This is a genomic window from Streptomyces sp. NPDC038280 (assembly GCF_055600045.1).
The window spans coordinates 170,192-191,781 of record NZ_JBVJYZ010000011.1 but is presented as its reverse complement, the minus strand read 5'-3'; the positions used below and the strand labels follow the sequence as shown (position 1 = coordinate 191,781).

21 protein-coding genes and 1 pseudogene are annotated in these 21,590 nt (G+C 70.8%); 13 read left to right on the top strand and 9 right to left on the bottom strand.

Annotated features, from left to right (window positions below):
* Positions 1-58 precede the first annotated feature (58 nt).
* Positions 59-634 carry a TetR/AcrR family transcriptional regulator gene (locus ACZ7J0_RS22610; RefSeq protein WP_470890113.1) on the top strand — a complete coding sequence of 192 codons (576 nt, stop codon included), beginning with the start codon at positions 59-61 and terminating at the stop codon, positions 632-634.
* A gap of 110 nt (positions 635-744) precedes the next feature.
* The gene (locus ACZ7J0_RS22605; RefSeq protein WP_470890020.1) at positions 745-2,901 is read left to right on the top strand and encodes an MMPL family transporter; all 2,157 of its coding nucleotides are present in this window, start codon (positions 745-747) and stop codon (positions 2,899-2,901) included.
* Between the two features lie 95 nt (positions 2,902-2,996).
* On the opposite strand, the gene ACZ7J0_RS22600 is transcribed toward ACZ7J0_RS22605, so the two are convergent.
* Positions 2,997-3,416: an SsgA family sporulation/cell division regulator gene (locus ACZ7J0_RS22600; RefSeq protein WP_470890018.1), complete on the bottom strand. Its 420-nt coding sequence runs from the start codon at positions 3,414-3,416 to the stop codon at positions 2,997-2,999.
* A 162-nt stretch (positions 3,417-3,578) separates the two neighbouring features.
* Between ACZ7J0_RS22600 and ACZ7J0_RS22595 the strand changes: the two genes are divergently transcribed.
* The 5 genes from ACZ7J0_RS22595 (at position 3,579) to ACZ7J0_RS22575 (ending at position 8,242) form a co-directional block, all read left to right on the top strand.
* Positions 3,579-4,652 carry an energy-coupling factor ABC transporter permease gene (locus ACZ7J0_RS22595; RefSeq protein ID WP_470890016.1) on the top strand — a complete coding sequence of 358 codons (1,074 nt, stop codon included), beginning with the start codon at positions 3,579-3,581 and terminating at the stop codon, positions 4,650-4,652.
* A gap of 1 nt (position 4,653) precedes the next feature.
* Positions 4,654-5,415: a cobalt ECF transporter T component CbiQ gene (cbiQ, locus tag ACZ7J0_RS22590; protein ID WP_470890014.1), complete on the top strand. Its 762-nt coding sequence runs from the start codon at positions 4,654-4,656 to the stop codon at positions 5,413-5,415.
* Entirely contained in the window at positions 5,412-6,170 is a 759-nt protein-coding gene (locus ACZ7J0_RS22585) for an energy-coupling factor ABC transporter ATP-binding protein (protein ID WP_470890012.1), read from the top strand. The genes cbiQ and ACZ7J0_RS22585 overlap by 4 nt, the downstream gene beginning before the upstream one ends.
* A gap of 126 nt (positions 6,171-6,296) precedes the next feature.
* The gene (locus ACZ7J0_RS22580; protein ID WP_470890010.1) at positions 6,297-7,457 is read left to right on the top strand and encodes a serine hydrolase domain-containing protein; all 1,161 of its coding nucleotides are present in this window, start codon (positions 6,297-6,299) and stop codon (positions 7,455-7,457) included.
* Positions 7,454-8,242 carry an SDR family NAD(P)-dependent oxidoreductase gene (locus tag ACZ7J0_RS22575; RefSeq protein ID WP_470890008.1) on the top strand — a complete coding sequence of 263 codons (789 nt, stop codon included), beginning with the start codon at positions 7,454-7,456 and terminating at the stop codon, positions 8,240-8,242. The genes ACZ7J0_RS22580 and ACZ7J0_RS22575 overlap by 4 nt, the downstream gene beginning before the upstream one ends.
* Here ACZ7J0_RS22575 and ACZ7J0_RS22570 read toward each other — a convergent pair.
* The 4 genes and pseudogenes from ACZ7J0_RS22570 to ACZ7J0_RS22555 form a co-directional block, all read right to left on the bottom strand.
* Complete coding sequence (locus tag ACZ7J0_RS22570) at positions 8,239-8,829, bottom strand: Uma2 family endonuclease (protein WP_470890006.1); 591 nt, start codon at positions 8,827-8,829, stop codon at positions 8,239-8,241. The two genes, ACZ7J0_RS22575 and ACZ7J0_RS22570, sit on opposite strands and share 4 nt — an antisense overlap.
* A gap of 58 nt (positions 8,830-8,887) precedes the next feature.
* Positions 8,888-9,772: pseudogene (locus ACZ7J0_RS22565) on the bottom strand (helix-turn-helix domain-containing protein); the annotation flags it as partial.
* A gap of 841 nt (positions 9,773-10,613) precedes the next feature.
* Positions 10,614-11,186, bottom strand: a complete 573-nt coding sequence (locus ACZ7J0_RS22560; RefSeq protein WP_470890004.1) for a dihydrofolate reductase family protein — start codon at positions 11,184-11,186, stop codon at positions 10,614-10,616.
* A gap of 119 nt (positions 11,187-11,305) precedes the next feature.
* The gene (locus tag ACZ7J0_RS22555; protein WP_470890002.1) at positions 11,306-11,866 is read right to left on the bottom strand and encodes a dihydrofolate reductase family protein; all 561 of its coding nucleotides are present in this window, start codon (positions 11,864-11,866) and stop codon (positions 11,306-11,308) included.
* 158 nt (positions 11,867-12,024) lie between these two features.
* Here ACZ7J0_RS22555 and ACZ7J0_RS22550 point away from each other — a divergent pair, with 158 nt between their 5' ends.
* On the top strand, positions 12,025-12,669 hold the full coding sequence (locus ACZ7J0_RS22550) for a TetR/AcrR family transcriptional regulator (RefSeq protein ID WP_470890000.1): 645 nt from the start codon (positions 12,025-12,027) through the stop codon (positions 12,667-12,669).
* 560 nt (positions 12,670-13,229) lie between these two features.
* On the opposite strand, the gene ACZ7J0_RS22545 is transcribed toward ACZ7J0_RS22550, so the two are convergent.
* Positions 13,230-13,646: an ATP-binding protein gene (locus ACZ7J0_RS22545; protein WP_470889998.1), complete on the bottom strand. Its 417-nt coding sequence runs from the start codon at positions 13,644-13,646 to the stop codon at positions 13,230-13,232.
* A 156-nt stretch (positions 13,647-13,802) separates the two neighbouring features.
* Between ACZ7J0_RS22545 and ACZ7J0_RS22540 the strand changes: the two genes are divergently transcribed.
* Positions 13,803-14,651, top strand: a complete 849-nt coding sequence (locus ACZ7J0_RS22540; protein WP_470889996.1) for a helix-turn-helix domain-containing protein — start codon at positions 13,803-13,805, stop codon at positions 14,649-14,651.
* Complete coding sequence (locus ACZ7J0_RS22535; RefSeq protein WP_470889994.1) at positions 14,648-14,839, top strand: DUF397 domain-containing protein; 192 nt, start codon at positions 14,648-14,650, stop codon at positions 14,837-14,839. The genes ACZ7J0_RS22540 and ACZ7J0_RS22535 overlap by 4 nt, the downstream gene beginning before the upstream one ends.
* A 9-nt stretch (positions 14,840-14,848) precedes the next feature.
* On the opposite strand, the gene ACZ7J0_RS22530 is transcribed toward ACZ7J0_RS22535, so the two are convergent.
* From ACZ7J0_RS22530 to ACZ7J0_RS22520, 3 genes are all read right to left on the bottom strand, one after another.
* The gene (locus tag ACZ7J0_RS22530) at positions 14,849-15,694 is read right to left on the bottom strand and encodes an EamA family transporter (RefSeq protein WP_470889992.1); all 846 of its coding nucleotides are present in this window, start codon (positions 15,692-15,694) and stop codon (positions 14,849-14,851) included.
* On the bottom strand, positions 15,691-17,328 hold the full coding sequence (locus tag ACZ7J0_RS22525; protein WP_470889990.1) for a penicillin-binding transpeptidase domain-containing protein: 1,638 nt from the start codon (positions 17,326-17,328) through the stop codon (positions 15,691-15,693). The genes ACZ7J0_RS22530 and ACZ7J0_RS22525 overlap by 4 nt, the downstream gene beginning before the upstream one ends.
* 118 nt (positions 17,329-17,446) lie before the next feature.
* Entirely contained in the window at positions 17,447-19,177 is a 1,731-nt protein-coding gene (locus ACZ7J0_RS22520; protein WP_470889988.1) for a dolichyl-phosphate-mannose--protein mannosyltransferase, read from the bottom strand.
* Between the two features lie 73 nt (positions 19,178-19,250).
* On the opposite strand from ACZ7J0_RS22520, the gene rsmI reads away from it, so the two are divergent.
* From rsmI to ACZ7J0_RS22505, 3 genes are all read left to right on the top strand, one after another.
* Entirely contained in the window at positions 19,251-20,129 is an 879-nt protein-coding gene (gene rsmI, locus ACZ7J0_RS22515) for a 16S rRNA (cytidine(1402)-2'-O)-methyltransferase (RefSeq protein WP_470890111.1), read from the top strand.
* A gap of 128 nt (positions 20,130-20,257) precedes the next feature.
* On the top strand, positions 20,258-20,671 hold the full coding sequence (locus ACZ7J0_RS22510; protein ID WP_470889986.1) for a hypothetical protein: 414 nt from the start codon (positions 20,258-20,260) through the stop codon (positions 20,669-20,671).
* Between the two features lie 31 nt (positions 20,672-20,702).
* Complete coding sequence (locus ACZ7J0_RS22505; RefSeq protein ID WP_470889984.1) at positions 20,703-21,572, top strand: TatD family hydrolase; 870 nt, start codon at positions 20,703-20,705, stop codon at positions 21,570-21,572.
* The last annotated feature ends 18 nt before the right edge of the window (positions 21,573-21,590 follow it).

The window sequence follows — 21,590 nt, the reverse complement described above, 5'->3', positions numbered from 1 at the left end:
CGGTGGGCTACCGTCGTACCCGTAAGAGTACGAAACCGTTTCGTTTCGCAGGAGGCTGATCATGGCCGGCAGGCTCACCCCCGAACGGGAGTCCGAGCTGTACGGAGCCGTCCTCGATCTTCTCCGCGAAGTCGGCTACGACGCCCTCACCATGGACGCCGTCGCCGCCCGCACCCGCTCCAGCAAGGCCACCCTCTACCGCCAGTGGGGGAGCAAGCCGGAACTGGTCGCGCGGGCGATGCGGCACAACAAGCCGGTGGGGGTCGCGGAGATCGACACCGGTTCCCTGCGCGGTGACTTCCACGAGATCGTCGCGCGCACCGACGACTGCCAGATCGAGAAGGACTCCGCGCTGATGCGCGGCCTGGCCCATGCCGTCCACGACCATCCCGAACTGCTCCAGGCGCTGCGCGAGCTGATCGTCGAACCCGAGATGACCGGGCTCGACGAAGTGCTGCGGCGCGCGGTGGAGCGCGGTGAGGTCGCCGGGGACAACCCGGCCCTCACCCTCGTACCGCACATGCTGATCGGGGCGTTCGTCGCCCGTCCGCTGATCGAGGACCGATCGGTCGATCAGCAGTTCCTCCGGCAGTACCTCGACGCCGTGGTCCTCCCCGCCCTCGGCGCTCCCTGAGTCCCACCCCGCACGTCCGCACCATCCGCAACACCTGACGCGTCACCGCTCGCGCCGTCGGGTCGGCTCCCCATGCCCTTGTCTCACCCACTCAATGGGAGTACGCCCCCGTGGCCACGTTCCTCTACAAGCTCGGCCGGTCCGCCTTCCGGCGCCGCCGGCTCGTCGCCCTGCTGTGGGTCGCGCTGCTGGCACTCGCCGGTGTCGGCGCCGCCACCGCGCCCACCGCGACCTCCAGTTCCTTCTCGATACCCGGCACGGAGGCCCAAAAGGCCTTCGACCTGCTCGAAGAGCGTTTCCCCGGCGGCAGCGCCGACGGTGCCACCGCCCGGGTCGTCTTCAAGGCGCCCGCCGGCCAGAAGATGACCGACCCCGCCAACAAGGCCCGGGTCGACAAGGCCGTCGCCGCGCTCAAGTCCGGCTCGGACCAGATCGCCACCGTCACCGACCCGTACACCGGCAAGGCCGTCTCGCGCGACGGCTCGACCGCGTACGTCTCGGTCACCTACAAGGTCAGCGGCATGGAGCTGACCGACGCGACCCGTGAGGCGCTCGAGAAGGCCGGCCACGACGCCCAGGGGCAGGGGCTCACCGTCGAGATCGGCGGTGACGCGCTCCAGGCCATGCCGAAGACCGGCGCGGGCGAGATCGTCGGCGTGGTCATCGCCGGGATCGTCCTGGTCATCACCTTCGGCTCGCTGGTCGCCGCCGGACTGCCGCTGCTCACCGCGATCATCGGCGTCGGCATCGGTGTCTCCACGATCGCCGCGCTCGCCAGCGTCCTGGACCTGGGTTCGACCACCTCCACCCTCGCGATGATGATCGGCCTCGCGGTCGGCATCGACTACGCGCTCTTCATCGTCTCCCGCTACCGCGCCGAGCTCGCCGAGGGCCGCGAGCGCGAGGAGGCGGCCGGACGGGCCGTCGGCACCGCCGGCTCCGCGGTGGTCTTCGCCGGCCTGACCGTGGTCATCGCCCTGGTCGGCCTCGCCGTCGTCAACATCCCGATGCTGACCAAGATGGGCTTCGCCGCCGCCGGCACGGTCGTGATCGCCGTCCTCATCGCGCTCACCCTCATCCCGGCGCTGCTCGGCTTCGCGGGCAAGCGGGTGCTGGGCCGCAAGACGCGCAAGGGCGCGGCCCCGAGCGACAGGCCGAACATGGGCACCCGCTGGGCGCGGTTCGTGCTGCGGCGCCCAGTGGCCGTCCTGTTGGCCGGTGTCATCGGTCTCGGCGCCATCGCGCTGCCGGCCGCGTCGCTGGAGATGGGCCTGCCGGACGACGGTGCGCAGCCGGCCTCCACCACCCAGCGCCGGGCCTACGACCTGCTGTCGGACGGCTTCGGCCCGGGGTTCAACGGACCGCTGCTGGTCGTCGTCGACGGAGACAGGGCGGCGGCCGACGAGACGGTCACGACGATCAAGGGTCTCGACGGGGTCGTCGCCGTCACCCCGCCGACCCCCAACAAGGCCGGCGACACCTCGATGATCACCGTGATCCCGAAGGACCGGCCGTCCTCCGTCGAGACCGAGGACCTCGTCCACGCGATCCGTGACGCCAGCGGTGACGACGTCCTCGTCACCGGCGCCACCGCGATGAACATCGACTTCTCGCAGAAGATGAACGACGCGCTGCTGCCGTATCTGGCGCTCGTCGTCGGCCTCGCCTTCCTGCTGTTGATGGTGGTCTTCCGCTCGGTCCTGGTTCCGCTGAAGGCGGCGCTCGGCTTCCTGCTCTCCGTCGTCGCGGCTCTCGGAGCGGTCGTCGCGGTCTTCCAGTGGGGCTGGCTGGGCTCCCTCTTCGGGGTCGAGCAGACCGGCCCGATCATGTCGATGATGCCGATCTTCATGGTGGGCGTGGTCTTCGGCCTCGCGATGGACTACGAGGTCTTCCTGGTCACCCGGATGCGCGAGGCCTACGTCCACGGGGAGCGGCCCGGCGAGGCCATCGTGACCGGCTTCCGCCACGGGGCCCGCGTGGTCACCGCCGCCGCGGTGATCATGATGGCGGTCTTCTCCGGCTTCATCGGCTCCAGCGAGCAGATGATCAAGATGATCGGCTTCGGTCTCGCGATCGCGGTCCTGTTCGACGCCTTCGTGGTCCGCATGGCGATCGTCCCGGCGGTCCTGGCCCTGCTGAGCCACCGCGCCTGGTGGCTGCCGCGCTGGCTGGACCGCGCCCTGCCCAACGTGGACGTGGAGGGTGAGGGGCTGCGCAGGGAACTGGGCGAGGCACCGGACGAGGACCGGGAGCTGGTCAAGGCCTGACCCCGTGGACACGGGGCCCCACCTGAGCGGGGTGGCGGTCCCGGTTCGCCCGGGCAGCCCGTGGGGACGGGGTCTGCCGGGCGGTCGTCACGCCGTCATCGCGTCCGAGTCACGGACGTGGTGGCGGCGTACGTACGTGTGAGGAACCGGACCAGCGCCGAGGCGTTGAACTGCACCACGGAGACGCTGTCCTGGGTGTGGAATTCGACCACCACCTGGACCCGGCCGCAGGGCCACACGCCGACCGGTCCGTGCCGGGCGGGCGCGCGCAGGCCGGATTCGAGGAGGTCGCGGGGGAAGGCCCATTCGACGCCGCCGGGGAAGACGAAGCGGACGGTGGAGGGGGCGGCGACGGGGTCGTAGCGCAGGGCGACCGGGATCACGCGGGACAGCGGGGCGTCGGTGACGAGCCAGCCCTTGGCGAGCTGTTCGACCCCCGGGCTTTCGACCGCGGGATGTTCGACCGCGGCGCCGACGCGGCTGTCGACGGCGGGGCCATCAGCGGCGGGAGACATCGACCGCTCCTCACATTCGTCTTATTTGTCTCTAATGTCGCATATTTCGAGGCGTGTGCCTCGCGCTCTGCCGTCACCTATGCGCTCTTGCAACCTCTTTGCAGGTGGGCACTATCATCAAACGGTTCCCTACTCTCCAGCCTGGCCGAAAGCAGAGCTCCCATGCATGTCCCCGACGGATTCATCAACGCGCCCGCGTCCCTCGCCGCGGGCGTCGTCGCGGCGGCCGCCGTCGCGGTCAGCCTGCGCGGGGCCCGCCGGGAGCTCGGGGGCAGCGCCCTTTCCGACGGCCACGGGGGAGAGCGGACCGCGCCGCTCGCCGGACTGGTCGCCGCGTTCATCTTCGCCGTGCAGATGCTGAACTTCCCCGTCGCGGCCGGCACCAGCGGTCATCTCCTCGGAGGCGCCCTCGCCGCGATCCTGGTCGGGCCGTACACCGGAGTGCTCTGCATAGCGGTCGTCCTGCTGATGCAGGGCGTCCTCTTCGCCGACGGCGGGCTCACCGCGCTCGGCGTGAACATCACGGTCATGGGCGTCGTCACCGTCGTCGTCGCGTACGCGCTCTTCCGCGGCCTGGTCAAGGTGCTGCCCCGGAGCCGCCGCTCGGTGACCATCGCCTCCTTCGTCGCCGCGCTGGTCTCCGTGCCGGCCGCGGCCGGCGCCTTCACCCTCATCTACGCGATCGGCGGCACCACCGACGTCCCGGTCTCCAAGGTCCTCACCGCCATGGTCGGCGTCCATGTCCTCATCGGCATCGGCGAGGCGGTCATCACCATGCTGACCGTCGGTGCCGTCGTCGCCGTGCGCCCGGACCTGGTCTACGGCGCCCGGGGCCTGAGCGCGCCGCTCAAGCTCCGCGTCGGCGGCGAGCTGGTCGACGCCGAGCCGGTCGGCGAGGCCCGCCCCGCCGCCGCCGGCTCCGCCAAGAAGCTGTGGATCACCGGCCTGGTCACCGCTCTCGTCCTCGCCGGATTCGTCTCCTTCTACGCCTCCGCCAGCCCCGACGGCCTGGAGAAGGTCGCCGCCGACCAGGGCATCGACCGGAAGGTCGAGGACCACGCGGCCGCCGACTCCCCGCTCGCGGACTACGGCGTCAAGGGCATCGAGGCCCCCCGGCTCTCCGGCGGCCTCGCCGGTGTGATCGGCGTCGGGGCCACGGCCGCTGTCGGCGGCGGCCTCTTCTGGGCCGCGCGTGGCCGTCGCGCCCAGCGCCGGCGCGCGACGGAAACCGTCTGACATGGGCGCGGGCCACAGCCACAAGCTCTTCCGACACGGACACTCGCCCCTGCACCGGCTGCCTCCGCACTGCAAGCTCGCCGCCGTCCTCGCCTTCGTGATCGTGGTGGTCTCCACGCCCCGCGAGGCGATGTGGGCCTTCGCGCTGTACGCCGTCCTGCTCGTCGCCGTCGCGGCCGTGGCCCGCGTCCCCGCCCGCTTCCTGCTCAAGCGCCTCGCGATCGAGATCCCGTTCGTCGCGTTCGCGTTCCTGATGCCCTTCGTGGTGCCCGGCGAACAGACCGGCATCCTGGGGCTCTCCGTGAGCGTCCCGGGTCTGTGGGGCGCCTGGAACGTCCTCGCCAAGGGAACCCTCGGTGTCGCCGCGTCCGTACTCCTCGCCGCCACCACCGAACTGCGCTCGCTGCTGCTCGGCCTCCAGCGACTCAAGCTGCCGCCGCTGCTCGTGCAGATCGCGAGCTTCATGGTCCGCTACGGCGACGTCATCACGGACGAGATGCGGCGGATGTCGATCGCCCGCCGCTCGCGCGGTTTCGAGGCGAGCGGAGTGCGCCATTGGGGTGTCCTCGCCAAGTCGGCGGGGGCGCTCTTCATCCGCTCCTACGAACGCGGGGAGCGGGTGCACCTCGCCATGGTCAGCCGCGGCTACGCCGGCTCGATGCCCGTCATCGACGACGTGACCGCCTCCCGGACCCAATGGGCGTCCGCCGCCGCCCTCCCCGCCGCCGCCCTGATCATCTGTCTGCTGGGATGGACGCTATGACTGCCACGCTCGAACCGTCCCTGGAGGTACGCGGGCTCGCGTACGCCTACCCCGACGGCCACCAGGCCCTCTTCGGCGTCGACCTCACCGTCGGCCGGGGGGAGCGCGTCGCGCTCCTCGGACCCAACGGCGCCGGCAAGACCACGCTCGTCCTGCATCTGAACGGCATCCTCACCGGCGGCGCGGGCACGGTCGCCGTCGCCGGGCTGCCCGTCGCCAAGAACCACCTCGCCGAGATCCGGCGCCGGGTCGGCATCGTCTTCCAGGACCCCGACGACCAGCTGTTCATGCCGACCGTCCGGGAGGACGTGGCCTTCGGCCCGGCCGCCGCCGGGGTCCGGGGCGCCGAGCTGGAGGCCGTGGTGCTCCGCGCGCTGGAGCGGGTCGGCATGGCCGAGTTCGCCGACCGGCCGCCGCACCACCTCTCCTTCGGGCAGCGCCGCCGCGTCGCGGTGGCCACCGTCCTCGCGATGGAGCCGGAGATCCTGGTCCTGGACGAGCCCTCCTCCAACCTGGACCCGGCCTCGCGCCGGGAACTGGCCGACATCCTGCGCTCGCTGGACGTCACCGTCCTGATGGTCACGCACGACCTTCCGTACGCCCTGGAGCTGTGCCCCCGCTCGGTGATCCTCAGCGACGGTGTGATCGCGGCTGACGGCCCGACCCCGGAGATCCTGGCCGACACCGGGCTGATGCACAGCCACCGGCTGGAGCTGCCGTTCGGTTTCGATCCCCGGTCCGTCGCCCTGGGGTAGTGACCGGGAGGGCCGGCCCGGGACGAGCGGGCGCGGCCCCGCCGTACCGACCCGAACCCCGGAATCCGGCCCCCACCGGCCACGTTGCACCATGGGGTGAGACGAACGTGAGAGGGAGCGTGGGACGTGGACGTCCAGGGCACGGTGACGGCGGGATTCGAGCCGGTCAGGGACGCGTTCCTGCGCAATTTCGAACAGCGCGGTGAGCGGGGCGCCGCCGTCGCCGTCTACCGCCACGGCGTGAAGGTCGTCGACCTGTGGGCCGGCAGCAGGGACGTCGACGGGACCGCGCCCTGGGCCCTGGACACCGCGCAGATCATGCGCTCGGCGACGAAGGGCGTCGCCGCCGCCGTACCGCTGCTGCTGCACCAGCGGGGCCAGCTCGACCTGGACGCCCCGGTCGGCACGTACTGGCCGGAGTTCAAGGCGGCCGGCAAGGACCGGGCCCTCGTCCGGCACCTCCTCTCGCACCGCGTCGGCCTGCCCGTACTGGACCGTCCGCTGACCCTCGCCGAGGCCGTCGACCTGGAGACGGCCATGGACGCCGTCGCCGCGCAAACGCCCGTCTGGGAGCCCGGCACCGACCACGGCTACCACCCGCACACCTTCAGCTGGCTGCTGAGCGGCCTGGTCAAGCGGGTCACCGGCCGGACGCTGGGACGCTGGGTCGCCGAGGAGATCGCCGGGCCGCTCGGCCTCGACCTGTGGATCGGGCTGCCGGCCGACGAAGCACACCGAGCCGGCCGCGTCGGCCCCCTCGAGGAGCCCGAGACCACCCAGGGCGGCGGACTCAAGCTGCGCCCCAAGCGCGCCGTCACCGACGCCTACCGCGACCCGGCCTCGCTCACCAGGCGCGCCTTCGGCGCGATCGACCCCGCCCCGGACGAGAACGACCCGCTCTACCGCGCCGCCGAACTCCCCGGCTCCGCCGGCGTCTCCACGGCCCGCGCGCTCGCCCGCTTCTACGCGGCGACGATCGGCGCGGTGGACGGCCACCGCCTCTTCGCCCCGGCGACCCTGACCCTCGCGCGGACGGAGGAGTCCGAGGGCCCGGACCGGATCCTGGTCGTGGGCACCCGCTTCGGCCTCGGTTACATGCTCCACAGCACCGCCTCGCCCCTGCTGGGCCCCGGCTCCTTCGGCCACCCGGGCCGCGGCGGCTCCCTCGGCTTCGCCGACCCGGAGTCCGGGATCGCCTTCGGGTACGTCACCAACGGCATGCGCAAGACCGTGACGGCCGACCCCCGGGCGCAGGCGCTGGTCCGGGCGGTACGTTCGGCCCTATGACGCATCGCTTCGAGGGCTACGGCGTACTGGTCACGGGCGCGGCACGCGGCATCGGTGAGGCGACCGCCCGCAGACTCGCGGCGGAGGGCGCCCGGGTGCTGGTGACCGACATCGACGGCGAGGCGGCCGCGACCGCCGCCGACGCGATCCCCGGCGCGCTGGCGTTCCGCTGCGACGTGGCCGACCGCGCCTCGGTCGAGGCGGCGGTGGCGTACGCGGCCGACCACCTCGGCGGCCTCGACGTCCTCGTCAACAACGCGCTCGCCCGGGTGGCACCGGACGCCGAACGCCTCGAGGACGAGGGCGACGAGGGCTGGCGGCAGAACCTGGACGTCACGCTGATGGGCGCGTTCCGCTGTGCCCGGGCGGCGATGCCCCTGCTCGCGGCGTCGGGCCGGGGCGCCATCGTCAACATCGGCTCCGTCAACGCCGAACAGGACTTCGGCAACCACTCCTACAGCGCGGCCAAGGCGGGCCTAGCCTCCCTCACGCGCACGCTCGCGGGCGACGCGGCGGGGCGAGGGGTCCGCGTCAACCAGATCAACCCCGGCACGATCGCCACCCGCGCCTGGGAGGGCCGCGAGAAGGAACTCGCCGTCCTCGCCGAGCGCGTCTATCCCCTGGGCCGCGTCGGCACGCCGGACGACATCGCGGCCGCGGTCGCGTTCCTGGCATCGACGGACGCGTCCTGGATCACGGGCACGACGCTCCGGGTGGACGGTGGCCTGCTGGCGGTGAACACGGGGTTCGCGTGGGCGCTGGGCAGGGACGGGGGCAGCGACTAGGTGTACCGCGGAAGGTTCTCCGTGGAGATGGTCCAGTGGGCGATGGAGACGTCCTCGCCGTAGAAGAACTCCTTGCGGGTCGCGTAGCGGGGGCCGTCCGGCGTGGCGTGGATGTCCGAGAGGACGGCGCCCGTACCGGTGCGGGGATCGAAGATCGCGTACACGGGGATGCCGAGGAGCGGGTAGTCCCGCATCTTGCCGACCCAGTCGTTGTCCGGGTTGGACCGCGAGACGACCTCGACGGCGGCGAGGAGGGTCCGCGGGTCGAAGGAGCCGTCCCCCTCCATGTCGGCCTCAGCGATCACCATGACGTCGGGGTGGCGCATGACGCCCTCGGGCTCGTTCTCGACGTCTGGTTCCCCTGTGTGGGCCGCCAGCTCATCCGGCATCACCTTTTCCAGGCGCTTGCGCAGCCGCAGCACGGTCAGCTCATGGGGACGTCCCGGGGCCCGCATGTCGTGGACGATTCCTTCTCTGGTGATCTCGAACTTGCCAGGGACGGTGTCGTCCAGGCTTCGCAGGGCCTCGCGCATGGTCAGGTAGTGCTGACTGCCCTGCCGCTGCGTGTCGTCCGGGGCGATGGTCATGTCGCTGGCTCCTCGTCCGTGGCCTGGGGCCCGAGTCATCAGTTTCAGGCCAGGCGGCCTCCATGCGCTCGGTTCGGCAGTCGCGGCAGCTGCCCGCTTCGGGGGCGCGGAAGGCCCTGTCGCAGTCCTCGCAGGTCTGAAGCGGGTCGGGGGCGCGGGGTGCGGCGGGCAGCGGGGGTGGCAGCAGGGCGGTGAGGCGGTGGGCCAACAGGGCCGCCGGGTGGCGCAGGTCATCCGGGAGGCTCGCCGTCAGGGTCCGGCGTACGGCGTCGGGCGCGGCCCCACGCTCCAGCCAGGCGGAGACGCCCGGGGCCAGGCGGTGTACGTCGCGTTCGGCGAGCGTCAGCCGGGGCTCGTGCCGGCGCAGGTCGGCGAGGAGATCGGTGGCGACGCGGTGCTGTGCGGGGCCCACGGGGGCGACAGGGGCGGGGAGCGGGGGTGGCGGGGTCCTCGGAGGCGCGGCGGGTGGCGGGGGCGCGGGAGGAGGGGGCGGCGGTACGGGGTCGGGATCGGGGTTCGGATCCGGGGTTGGGGCTGGGTCCGGGGGTGTGTCCGGGTCCGGGTGCGGCGGGCGTACGGCTCCCGGCTTGTTGTACGAGACCGTACGGGCCACCACCTGCCCGTTCGGCAGCCGCTCCCGGGTGCGCTCCAGGTAGCCGTGAGCCTCAAGTTCCCGCAGGGCGGCGGCGATACGGATCTCGCCCTCGGGGAAGCGCTCGGCGAGTGCCTTGATGCCGACACTCGCACCGGACGGCATCGACTGGATGTGGGTGGCGAGCCCGATCGCGACGAGCGACAACTGGCCGTGCTGGGCGAGGTGATTGCCGATCACGGTGTAGTGCGCGGTGTGGCGCGTGTTGACGTGGATGACACCGGATCGGGTGGCAACCGGGCGATGCTGGGCCGCGGAGCCCACTGGCGCGCTAGGGTTCTGGTTATCCATCGGGAAGGTAGTGCTTCCTTGTTGGTCAGGCCCTCGATCGGGATCGCTAGTCCCGGCCGGGGGCCGTCTCATGTCCGGGTGGTCGCCGAGAGCATATGCCAGGCAAGTACCCACAAATCCAGCCCAGTTGGCCGCAACCACTCGTGTGGGTGACGCAGGGTGAGCGGGAGGCTGGAGGGGCTTGGTTGGGTACTTTCCCCTCAGGGATTGAAAGCTTTTTACGTCGTGGCGAACCGCCCCGCGGCAGCCCGCGACCCGGCGTGACCGGGGCCTGTCGATGCGGGTTCCGGCGGTCGGGTGGGGCCGGGTTCCGTTGGCTTCTGGTGGTGGCCGCCCTCTCTCCGAGTGTGGCGGTCTGCGCCGCCCCCTCAAGGGCGCTCCTACGTCGCGTCGCTGCGCGATGGGCTGCGCCCACCCTTGACCGGCCGACTCCGTCCGCCTTTTCACACTCGGAGGGCGTCCCGGGGGTGGGGTTCTCCACGCCCCGGGTTCGCTTCGGGCTCGGGTGGGGTTGGCGTGCGCGGGTCAGAGCTGCGCGGTAGTGGGATGGGGCGGTGACGGCTTGGCTTAGCGACGGGCGGCCGGTGGGGTGTTGGGGTGCCAGCTGGTGGTTGATGCCCGGTGGGGGCTTGGCCCGGGGCGGCGGCGAGACAAACAGTCATGGCAGGCCCAGGAGGTGGGGCGGGTGGTGCCTGTGTGATCGGTGCGGCATCGCCAGGGTCTGACCGCTGCTTGCGATGACTGTTTGTGCCGCGCGGCGGGACTAGGGCGTGTCTGACGGGTCGGTAGTGGGCTTGGGCCGTAAAGGGGCCTTTGACTGCGGCGGTCGTGTCGGAGGTCGTCAGCGGACGACGTCGAAGACGTTCTTCTGCAGGCCGTTGGCGTAGGCCTCGTGCTCGACGAGCTTCAGCTTCTGGGTGTCCTTGTCCGTGGCGCTGAAGAGGCGCTTGCCGGCGCCGAGCAGAAGCGGGAAGACGAGGAGGTGGTAGCGGTCGATCAGGCCGGCGTCCGAGAGGGCCTGGTTCAGGGAGGCGCTGCCGTGGACGATGATCGGGCCGCCTTCCGTCTTCTTGAGCGCGGCGACCTCGTCGAGCGAGCGCAGGATCGTGGTCTCGCCCCAGTTCGACACCAGGTCGTCCTCGGTGAGGGTGGTGGAGACGACGTACTTCGGTATCGCCTTGTAGTCGGCGAAGTCCTCCATGTCGGGCCACACCGGGCTGAACGCCTCGTAGCTGGTCCGGCCCATCAGCATCGCGGTGGCTTCCTTCTGCTCCCGGCCCTTGATGTCGAATGCTTCGGGCAGGAACTCCGTGTGCTTGAAGGTCCAGCCGGAGTTCCGGTATCCGGGCTCGCCGCCCGGAGCCTCCACAACGCCGTCGAGCGAGATGAAAGCGGTGCTGATCAGAGTGCGCATTTCGGGTTCCTCGGTGTCTCGTGTATGGGTGCAAGAAGGTTCAGTCGTGGTCTTTGACTGCCGGCCGCGGAGAAACTCATCGGTCGTCGACCGCTCGTCGGGCGGCCGGGGCGAAACGGCTAGTTGGCCCGTTCGTGACGCAGGAGGACCACCTGGGAGTCGAAGGTCCTGGTCTCGGTGAGCATCAGGTCGAACCGCTGCTGCGGGGTGGTGAAGACGGGCTTGCCGCCGCCGAGTACGACGGGGTGGACGAAGATCTGGTACTCGTCGATCAGCTGCTGTTCGGTGAGGTAGCCGGCCAGCGTGGAGCCGCCGAACAGCAGCAGGTGGGCGCCGCTGTCCTTGAGGGCGGTCAGCTCCTCGACCACGTTGGTGCTGATGACGCGAGTGTTCCAGTCCGCCTCGGTCAGCGTCGAGGAGACGACGACCTTGGACGCCTTGCGCCAGACGGGCGCGAAGGCGAGGTCGTGCTCGTGGGAGGAGAGCTCCTCGGCGCGGGGCCAGAAGCCGGACATCATGTCCCACACCACGCGGCCGTACAGGAAGATGTCGGCGCTATTGGTGAGGCTCTGCGAGTAGGCGGACAGTTCGGCGTCCATGCGGGGCCAGTCGAACTCCCCGTTCGGGCCCTCGATGAAGCCGTCCAGCGACTGGTGCACGAAGTGCGTGATCTTGCCCATGAGTATCGGGTCCCCTGGCGACAGATGTCCGGACGGCCGTTGACCGGCCCTTGTGTACGATGTCCACATTCGGAGGGTGCGGAGCTCCTCGCCCCCGAGTGATCATGCAGGAGCCTAGACGACGTAAGTGGATGCTGTCCACATTGGAGGCGGAAGCCATGGCGGCGACTGGGAACGACATACCGAGGCGGGACACCTACCGCCACGGCGATCTGCGCAACGCACTCATCGACGCGGCCCTCGAACTCGCCCGCCAGGGCGGCCCGGAGGCCGTCGTGCTGCGCGCCGCCACGCGGCAGGCCGGGGTTGTCCCCAACGCCGCCTACCGGCACTTCGCCGACCGCGACGCCCTGCTCCACGCCGTCTCCCAGGCCGCCATGGCCCAGGTCGCCCGCACCATGGAGGCCGAACAGGCCGCCCTGCCGCCCGCCGAGGACCCGGTGGCCGCCGCCCGGGCCCACTTCCGTGCCGTCGGCACCGGATACCTCCGCTTCGCCCAGGAGGAACCCGGCCTGTTCCGCACCGCCTTCCACGTCCCCGGCGACATGACCCACGCCGCCGACGACACCGCCGCGGGCGTCACCGGCAAGACCCCCTTCGAGCTGCTCGGGGAAGCCCTCGACGGCCTTGTGGACACCGGGCTCCTGGCCGAGGACCGGCGCCCCGGAGCCGAGTTCCTCGCCTGGTCGGCCGTCCACGGACTCGCCGTCCTCCTCATCGACGGCCCCCTCCGCGGCCTCCATCCCACCCAGGCCCATGACGCCGGCCAGCACGTCATCGACATGATCGAACGCGGCATCTGACACCACCAGGGACGACGGGACGCTGCCGCGGGATCAACTGTCATGGGAAGCGGCCGGGGTGGGACATCTGGCCACTGGTGTGACGGGTGGGGCGGCCACCAGGCCCCCGGCCCTCCTAGTGCCGACAGTTAGTGCCGTTCTCCCCTACCGGGCATCAGCCACCAGCCTGTGCCCCGGCCGTCATCCGTGGGGTTCGTCGCCGAACCAGCCCAGCAGCCCCATTCCACGTGGGCGCACCCCCCACCCGCCGGAGCGAGGTCCTGAATTCCAACTCCCCACCGGGCGTCACCCGCTGAGCGAAGCCCGACAGCCCCATTCCACTGCCGCGCAGCTCTGACCCGCACACGCCAACCCCACCCGGGCCCCGACCCACACTGTCGCGTGGAGAACCCCACCCCCGGGCCGCCCTCCGAGAGTGTTTTGCGCGGGTGGAGTCGGGCCGTCAAGGGTGGGCGCAGCCCATCGCGCAGCGACGCGACGCAGGAGCGCCCTTGACGGGCCGGCGGAACCCGCGACTCTCGGAAGGAGGGCGGCCACCACCAGAAGCCAACCGGCCCGGTTCAGGTGGGGAGAGCAAGCTCCGCCCAGACCGCCTTGCACGGTACGGGACCCTCCGTCGTGCCCCAGCGGCTTGCGAGGGCCTCGACCAGGAGGAGCCCCCTGCCCGACTCCTCGTCCCCCTCCGCCTTCCCGAGGGCCGGGAGACGGTCACCCCGTGTGTCGGTGACCTCGATCCGGAGCGTGGCCCCGGACGCGGTGATGGTCAGGCGAAAGTCTCGTCCCCGTACCCGCCCGTGCAGTACGGCATTGGCCGCCAGCTCGGCGACGACATGGGCCGCGTCCTCGAACGGCAGTCCCCACGCGCGGAGTTGCTCCACTGCCAGCAGCCTGGCCAGTCGGGCTGCCCTGCGGGTCGACGAGAGCTGGACGCTGAACTGGCGTACAGGCGCCAAGGTGTGGGCGGCTTCTTGATTCATGTCACTCAGCGTGGCGGGCCGTGCGTACGCTGCACAGCGACACCGCCCTTACGTACGGTTACTGTCCGCAGACTGTCCGGTCCTGTCCCGACTGTCTCGCGCGACCCCCCGGGTAGAGGGCGCTGAGGACGAACGGCACGTCGGAGGTGGGGACTCATGAGCGGCGACACGGATGAGCCAGGGTGGGAAGTCGATCCGGACGACGAATCAGGAGCGGCGGTGATCGCGGCGGTCGGCCGCCAGGTGAAGCTCCGCCGCGAGGCGAAGGGGCTGCGGGCAGCGGACTTCGGCGAGGCGATCGGCTACGGCGAGGACCTGGTCCGGAAGGTGGAGCGGGGAGACCGGATTCCGCGCCCGGAGTTCCTGGAGCGGGCGGACCAGGTGCTGGGGGCGGACGGCCTCATCTCGGCCATGAAGAAGGACGTCGAGAAGGCGCGCTATCCGAAGAAGGTCCGCGAGCTGGCGAAGCTGGAGGAGCGAGCCGTTGAGTTCGCGCTGTACAGCAACCACAACATCCACGGTCTGTTGCAGACGACGGAGTACGCACGGGCTTTGCTTGAAACCCGGCGTCCCGCCTACCCGCTGGACGAGTTGGAGCGGCTGGTGGCGGCGCGCATAGCGCGGCAGTCCGTCTACGAACGGGTGCCTGGTCCCGAGCTGAGCTTTGTCCAGGAAGAGGTGACCCTGCGGCGGCCGATCGGGGGGACAATGGTGTTGCGCCGACAGCTCGAACACCTGCTTGAGGTAGGGGCGTTGCCGAACGTCGAGATTCAGGTGATGCCGACTGCCTGCGGCGACCACCCAGGAACTGGCGGCTTGATCGAAGTGCTGAAGTTCGGAGACGGCACGGCCGTGGGACGCTCCGACGGCAAGTTCAACGGCCGTCCCGTCCAAGACCCCCGGCAGCTCCGAATCCTTGAGCTGCGATATGGCATCATCCGGGCCCAGGCTCTCACGCCCCGGGAGTCGATGGCCTTTATCGAGCAATTGCTGGGAGAAACATGATCCGCAAGGCAGAGCTGGAGTGGTTCAAGAGCAGCTACAGCAGCAGCAGTGAAGGCGATGACTGCCTCGAAGTCGCCAACACCCCCTCCCACATCCACGTCCGCGACTCCAAAGACACCACCCTCACCCCCCTCACCTTCGCTCCCACCACCTGGGCCGGCTTCATCACCTTCGCCACCACCCCCTGACCCCCTGCCTCACCCCGCGTGCAGCATCAACCCGATCCCCACCACCATCAACCCCGCCGCCGCGATCCTCGGCCCCCCGAACCGCTCCTTGAAGAACACCGCTCCGATCGCCGCGCCCACGATGATCGAGGACTCCCGCAGCGCCGCGATCGGGGCCAGGGGTGCCTTCGTCTGGGCCCAGAGGACCAGGGCGTACGCCGAGACGGACAGGACCGCGCCGAGGGCGCCGCGGGAGGCGTGGGGGCGGAGCTGGGCGGCGAGGGCGGCGCGGCGGCGGTAGAAGGTGTAGGCCGGGATCGCCGTGCCCTGGAGGACCATCAGCCAGGCGATGTACCCGAGCGGGGAGCCCGAGGCGCGGACGCCCACCCCGTCCACCACCGTGTAGAGCGCGATCGCGAGCCCCGTCCCGCCCGCGGCCAGCAACGCCGGCCAGTCGGGGCGGCTTCCCCCGCCCCGGATGCCCCACAGTGCCAGTCCCACCAGCCCCGCGCAGGCAACCGCGACGCCCGTCAACTGCCAGCCGTCCGGCACCTCGTGAACGAACGCCGCCGCGAGGACCGTCACCACCAGCGGAGCCGTACCCCGCGCGATCGGATACATCTGACCGAAGTCGCCGAGGGTGAAGGAGCGCATCAGCAGCGCCATGTAGCCGATGTGCAGCGCCGCCGAGGCGACGAGGTAGGGCCACGCCGCCGGCATCGGCACGAAGAGGGCCGTGGCCGCCCCGACCAGGACGCCGCCCCCCGAGATGAGGGTGAAGGAGAGCAGCTGGTCCTTGATGTGGTGCGCGAGGGCGTTCCAGCAGGCGTGCGTGACTGCGGCGACGAGAACGGCCGCTGCGACGAGCGGGGTCACCGCGCCTTCAGTACGGAGGCCACGACCGGGCCTGCCGCGTCGCCTCCGTGACCGCCCGACTGGACGACGGCCGCCGCCGCGAGGTCGTCGGCGTAACCGGTGAACCAGCTGTTGGAGGTGGCCTGTCCGTCGGCCTCCGCCGAGCCGGTCTTCGCACCCTTGTCGCCGCCGACCCCGGCCATCGCCTCCGCGGCCGTGCCGTTGCCGGTCGCGGCGGCCCGCATCATCTCCCGCAGACCCGAGGCGATGGAGTGGGGGAGCGGCTGGGCGGTGGCCAGTTCACGGTCGTCGAGGTCCCTGGGGACGATGACGGGCTGTCTGAAGCCGCCGCTCTTGGCGGTGGCGGCGAGCGAGGCGACATTGAGCGCGCTCATCGTGATCTTCCCCTGGCCGATGTACGAGGCGGCGGTCTCCACGCCCGTGGACTCCGGCACGTTCCCGTCGGCGGCCGGGATGCCGGTCTGCCAGTTCTCACCTATGCCGAAGTACTTCCGGGCGGTCGCGCCCAGGGCCGTACCGGCGATGTTCTTCGCGTTGAGGGGCTTGATCGCCTTGATGAAGGCGGTGTTGCACGAACGGCGGAAGGAGTCCTTCAACGTCCCGTCCGGGATGGAGAAGTCCTTGAGGTTGTGGAAGGTGTACCCCTCCCACGAGACCGTCGACGGACACTCGACCTTGGTGTCCGGCCCGGCGATGCCGTGGTCCATCATCATCGTCGCGCTGACGATCTTTATCGTGGATCCGGGGGCCTGCGCGCCGAGGAAGGCCGTATTGAAGCCTGCCGCCGGGCTGTTGGCGACCGCTCTGATCTCGCCGGTGGACGGTTTGACGGCCACCACCGACGCGTGCCCGTACTTCTTCACGGCCTTCTCGGCGGCCGCCTGGACGCCCGCGTCCAGCGTGGTCTTCAGCTCGCCCGGCTTCCCCTTGGCGAGCGTGAGCAGGGTGGTGTCGGCCGTGCCCTCCACCCCGCTGTCGATGTAGAGCTCGACGCCGGGGGTGCCGGTGGTCTTCGCCCCGTACTTCGTGCGCAGCTGGTCCAGGATGGGGCCGAGCGAGGGGTACTTCTCCTTCGTCAGCTCGACGCCCTTGTGGTCGACGGCCTTGATCTCCGCCGACTTCGCCTCGCCGGTCCTGAGCGTGCCGGTCTTGGTGAGTTGCGGGTGGATGACCGTCGGCTGCCAGTCGACGAGCGGCTTCCCGCTGGTCAGGCCGCGGACGACGGTCAGCGACGAGGAGTAGGTGAGCGGCTTGGACTGTCCGTTGTAGGTGACGGTCGCGGCGACCGTGAACGGCACCTTGGTGCCGACCGGAGTGCCCGGGGTGATGACGGCCCTGGAGACGTGGGCCGTCTCACGGAACCCCTGGACGGCCGGTCCGGCGGCGCCGGAGTTGTTGGTGAGCGCGGCGGCCTTCTCGCTCTCGCCCGCGGCCCAGGCGGCGAGGAACTCCTCGGCGGTGGTCCTGGTCTCCTCGGCGTCCAGCGGGCCGGTCTTCCTGGAGACCTCGGCGGACTTGGTGGACGTGCCGCCGCCGCTCAATCCGTTCCAGAGGTTGTAGCCGCCGTAGCCGACGCCGCCCGCGACGACGACGAAGACTCCCCCGACAACGGCGACCTTCGCTCCGCTGCGCATCGTTCAGTTCCCTCCCCCAAGAGCCCACTTGAACACGTTCAAGTGACTGACAGGAGCACTCTACGGGACAGTGGTGACAGCGGGGGATGGTTGTGGCCGGAACGAAACGAGGTCCCGGTCACACCCACGTATCGAGCCACATACGGCTCCGCCAGGAATCCATCGGAATCGCCTCGCCCGTGTACAGCGGCCAGAAATAGATGAAATTCCAGACGATGAGAAGAACGAGCACACCCGCCCCGACCGCGCCGATCGTCCGCCGCCGCTCGTCCGAGCCCGGTGGCCCCACCAGCGCGCCGATCATCATCGCCACCGCGAGACACAGGAACGGCACGAACACGACGGCGTAGAAAAGGAAGATGGTGCGCTCCTGGTAAAAGAACCAGGGCAGCCAGCCCGCCGCGATTCCGCAGGCGATCGCGCCCGCCCGCCAGTCACGCCGGAAGAACCAGCGCCACAGCACATACAGAACCGCGAAACACGCCGCCCACCACAGCAGCGGCGTACCGATCGCCAGCACCTCCCGCGCGCACTTCTCCGTCGCGTCCACCGGGCAGCCGTCGCGGCCCGCCGCCGGGTCCTCGTAGAAGTACGAGACCGGGCGGCCCAGCACGATCCAGCTCCACGGATTGGACTGGTACGTGTGACCGGACGTCAGATTGACGTGGAAGTTGTAGACCTCGGTCTCGTAGTGCCACAGGCTCCGCAGCCAGTCCGGCAGCCACGACCAGGCGCCCCCGCCGTGCCCCTTGGCCGCCCAGTCCCGGAAGTACCCCTTGTCGGAGACGATCCAGCCGGTCCAGGAGGCGATGTACGTGAGGATCGCCACCGGGACGACCGAGACGAACGCCGGGATCAGGTCCCGCCTGAGCACCGCCGCGTACGGACGGATCGCACCCGCCGTCCGGCGGCCACCCGCGTCCCACAGCACCGCCATCAGACCGAACGCGGCCATGATGTAGAGGCCGTTCCACTTCGTGGCGAACGCCAGGCCCAGCATCACGCCCGCCGCGATCCGCCACGGACGCCACCCCAGCCGCAGCGCCTCCGCGACCTCCGCGTCCGGCCGCAGCACCCCGCCGTCCTCGTCGGGATCCACCGGAAGCGCCGCCGCCAGCCGCCGCCGCGCCGCATCACGGTCGATCAGCAGACAGCCGAACGCGCCCAGGACGAAGAACATCAGCACCAGGTCGAGCAACGCCGTGCGGCTCATCACGAAATGCAGCCCGTCCACCGCGAGCAGCAGCCCCGCCAGACAGCCGAGGAACGTCGAACGGAAGAGCCGCCGGCCGATCCGGCACAGCATCAGCACCGACAGCGTGCCGAGCACCGCGACCATGAACCGCCAGCCGAACGGATCGAATCCGAACAGCTGTTCGCCGAGCCCGATGACCCACTTGCCGACCGGCGGATGCACCACATAACCCGGCTCCACCGGTACCGGCACCGCCGAGGGGTCCGCGAGGATCGACTTGTCGACGTCCTTCGGCCAGGCACCCTCATAGCCCTGATTGACCAGCGCCCAGGCGTCCTTCGCGTAGTACGTCTCGTCGAATATCACCGACTTCGGGCTGCCCAGGTGCCAGAACCGCAGCACCCCCGCGAGCAGCGCCACCAGCACCGGCCCGCCCCACGCGGCGATCCGCGTCAGCCGGTCCGCCAGAGCCGGGGAGACCCCGAGCAGCGACCACACCCGCCAGGACGGCCGCGTGTACGGCGGCACAAGCCGCTCCCGCAGCCCGATCTCCTTCCGCGGCGCATACCCGAATCGGCGCAGGCGCTGCTGCCACGCGGGCGGCTCTTCCCCGGCGTCTTGGCCCTGCAGAGCCTCTGGCGCAGTACTGGTCACCGCGCCATCGTAGGGAACGCGTCTGTGCGAGTCGCCTCTCCGGGCTGCGAGGATGGCTCCTGTGACAGGAACGGTGACCGGAACACTCGTACTCGCAGGGACCCCCATCGGTGATATCGCGGACGCCCCGCCACGGCTCGCCGCCGAGCTGCAGACCGCCGACATCGTCGCCGCGGAGGACACCCGGCGGCTGCGCGGGCTGACCAGGGCGCTCGGCATCCACACCTCGGGGCGTGTCGTCTCGTACTTCGAGGGCAACGAGTCGGCCCGCACCCCCGAACTCGTCGAGGCGCTGGCCGGCGGGGCCCGGGTGCTGCTGGTCACGGACGCGGGCATGCCCTCCGTCTCGGACCCCGGCTACCGCCTCGTGGCCGCCGCCGTCGAGCGGGACATCAAGGTCACGGCCGTCCCGGGACCGTCCGCCGTGCTCACCGCGCTCGCCCTGTCCGGGCTGCCCGTGGACCGCTTCTGCTTCGAGGGCTTCCTGCCCCGCAAGGCCGGCGAGCGCCTCGGCCGGCTCCGCGAGGTGGCCGACGAGCGCCGCACCCTCGTCTACTTCGAGGCCCCCCACCGCCTCGACGACACCCTCTCCGCGATGGCCGAGGTCTTCGGCGCGTCGCGCCGCGCCGCGGTCTGCCGTGAGCTGACCAAGACGTACGAGGAGGTGAAGCGCGGCGGCCTCGGTGAGCTGGCCGCCTGGGCGGCCGAGGGCGTGCGCGGCGAGATCACCGTCGTCGTGGAGGGCGCCCCCGAGACGGGCCCCGCCGAACTCGGCCCCGAAGAGCTGGTGCGCCGGGTCGCCGTGCGCGAGGAGGCGGGGGAGCGTCGCAAGGAGGCCATCGCGGCGGTCGCGGCCGAGGCGGGCCTTCCCAAGCGGGAGGTCTTCGATGCCGTCGTGGCGGCAAAGAACGCGGCTCGAGAAGCCCCCGCGGAAAGTAAAGGTCTATCGTAAAAGGCAAAGCCAAGACCGTGCAGCGGCCCTCTCGGCAAGGGAACGCCAAAGAGCGTTCCATTGTTCGACCGGCGCTGATGCGCTCCCGCCGGAAAAGGCGTCCACTGGGTCAGTGGAGAGGAGCTGGCATGAGTGAGATCACCGGCACATCCGTCGGCCACGAGGCGTACGCCTTCGCCTGTATGCGCTGCGGCCACGGCTGGGAGCAGGCGTATGACATAGAGCACCACATCGACGCCTCCGGCCATGAATTCATCGTCTACAGGACGGACGGGGAACGGGTACCTTCCCCGCTCTCCAGCCCCACGTGCCTCAACTGCGGAAGCCACGTGGTCCGGATCATGCGGGCCGGCCAGGTCTCCTCGGTGCGAAACCTGATGGAGCGGGCGGCGCAGGAGCCCCGGGGCAAGAAGATGCCGGAGTCCGCGCCGGCCGGACCGGTCGCCCAGCAGCCCGAGGCCGTCGAACCCGCCGAGGGCGCGCCGCGCGAGCCTCACCACTGGCACCTCTCGGACCTGCTGCACCCCTTCCAGAAGAAGTAGGCCCGCCCCGGGCCCTCGTACCATCGGGCCCATGAGTTCGAAGGACGCCCCTCCGCCCCTGCCCGAGCCGCTGCCGGTGGCCGTGGCCGATTCGCACACCCACCTGGACATGCAGGCCGGCACCGTCGAGGAGGCGCTCGTCAAGGCCGCCGCCGTCGGTGTCACCACGGTCGTGCAGGTGGGGTGCGACCTCAAGGGGTCCCGCTGGGCGGCCGAGACCGCCGCCGCGTACGAGAACGTGCACGCCGCCGTCGCCCTGCACCCCAACGAAGCCCCGCGGATCGTCCTCGGGGACCCTGAGGGCCGGTCCCGGCAGGGCGCCCGCGAGGCAGGCGGGGACGCGGCGCTCGACGACGCCCTCGCCGAGATCGACCGTCTGGCCGCCCTGCCCGAGGTCAGGGCGGTCGGCGAGACCGGCCTGGACTACTTCCGCACCGGCCCCGAGGGCATGGCCGCGCAGGAGCGCTCCTTCCGCGCGCACATCGAGATCGCCAAGCGCCACGGCAAGGCGCTCGTCATCCACGACCGCGACGCGCACGCCGATGTGCTGCGCATCCTCGCCGACGCGGGCGCCCCCGAGCGGACCGTCTTCCACTGCTACTCCGGCGACGCCGACATGGCCCGCGTCTGCGCCGACGCCGGTTACTTCATGTCCTTCGCCGGCAACGTGACCTTCAAGAACGCCCAGCCGCTGCGCGACGCACTCGCCGTCGCCCCATTGGACCTCGTCCTCGTGGAGACCGACGCGCCGTTCCTGACTCCCGCGCCCTACCGAGGACGGCCCAACGCCCCGTACCTCATCCCGGTCACCGTGCGGGCGATGGCGGCCGTGCGCGGGATCGGCGAGGACGTCATGGCCGAGGCCATCGCCACCAATACCGCCCGCGCATTCGATTACTGATGCATTACGGCGACCCTG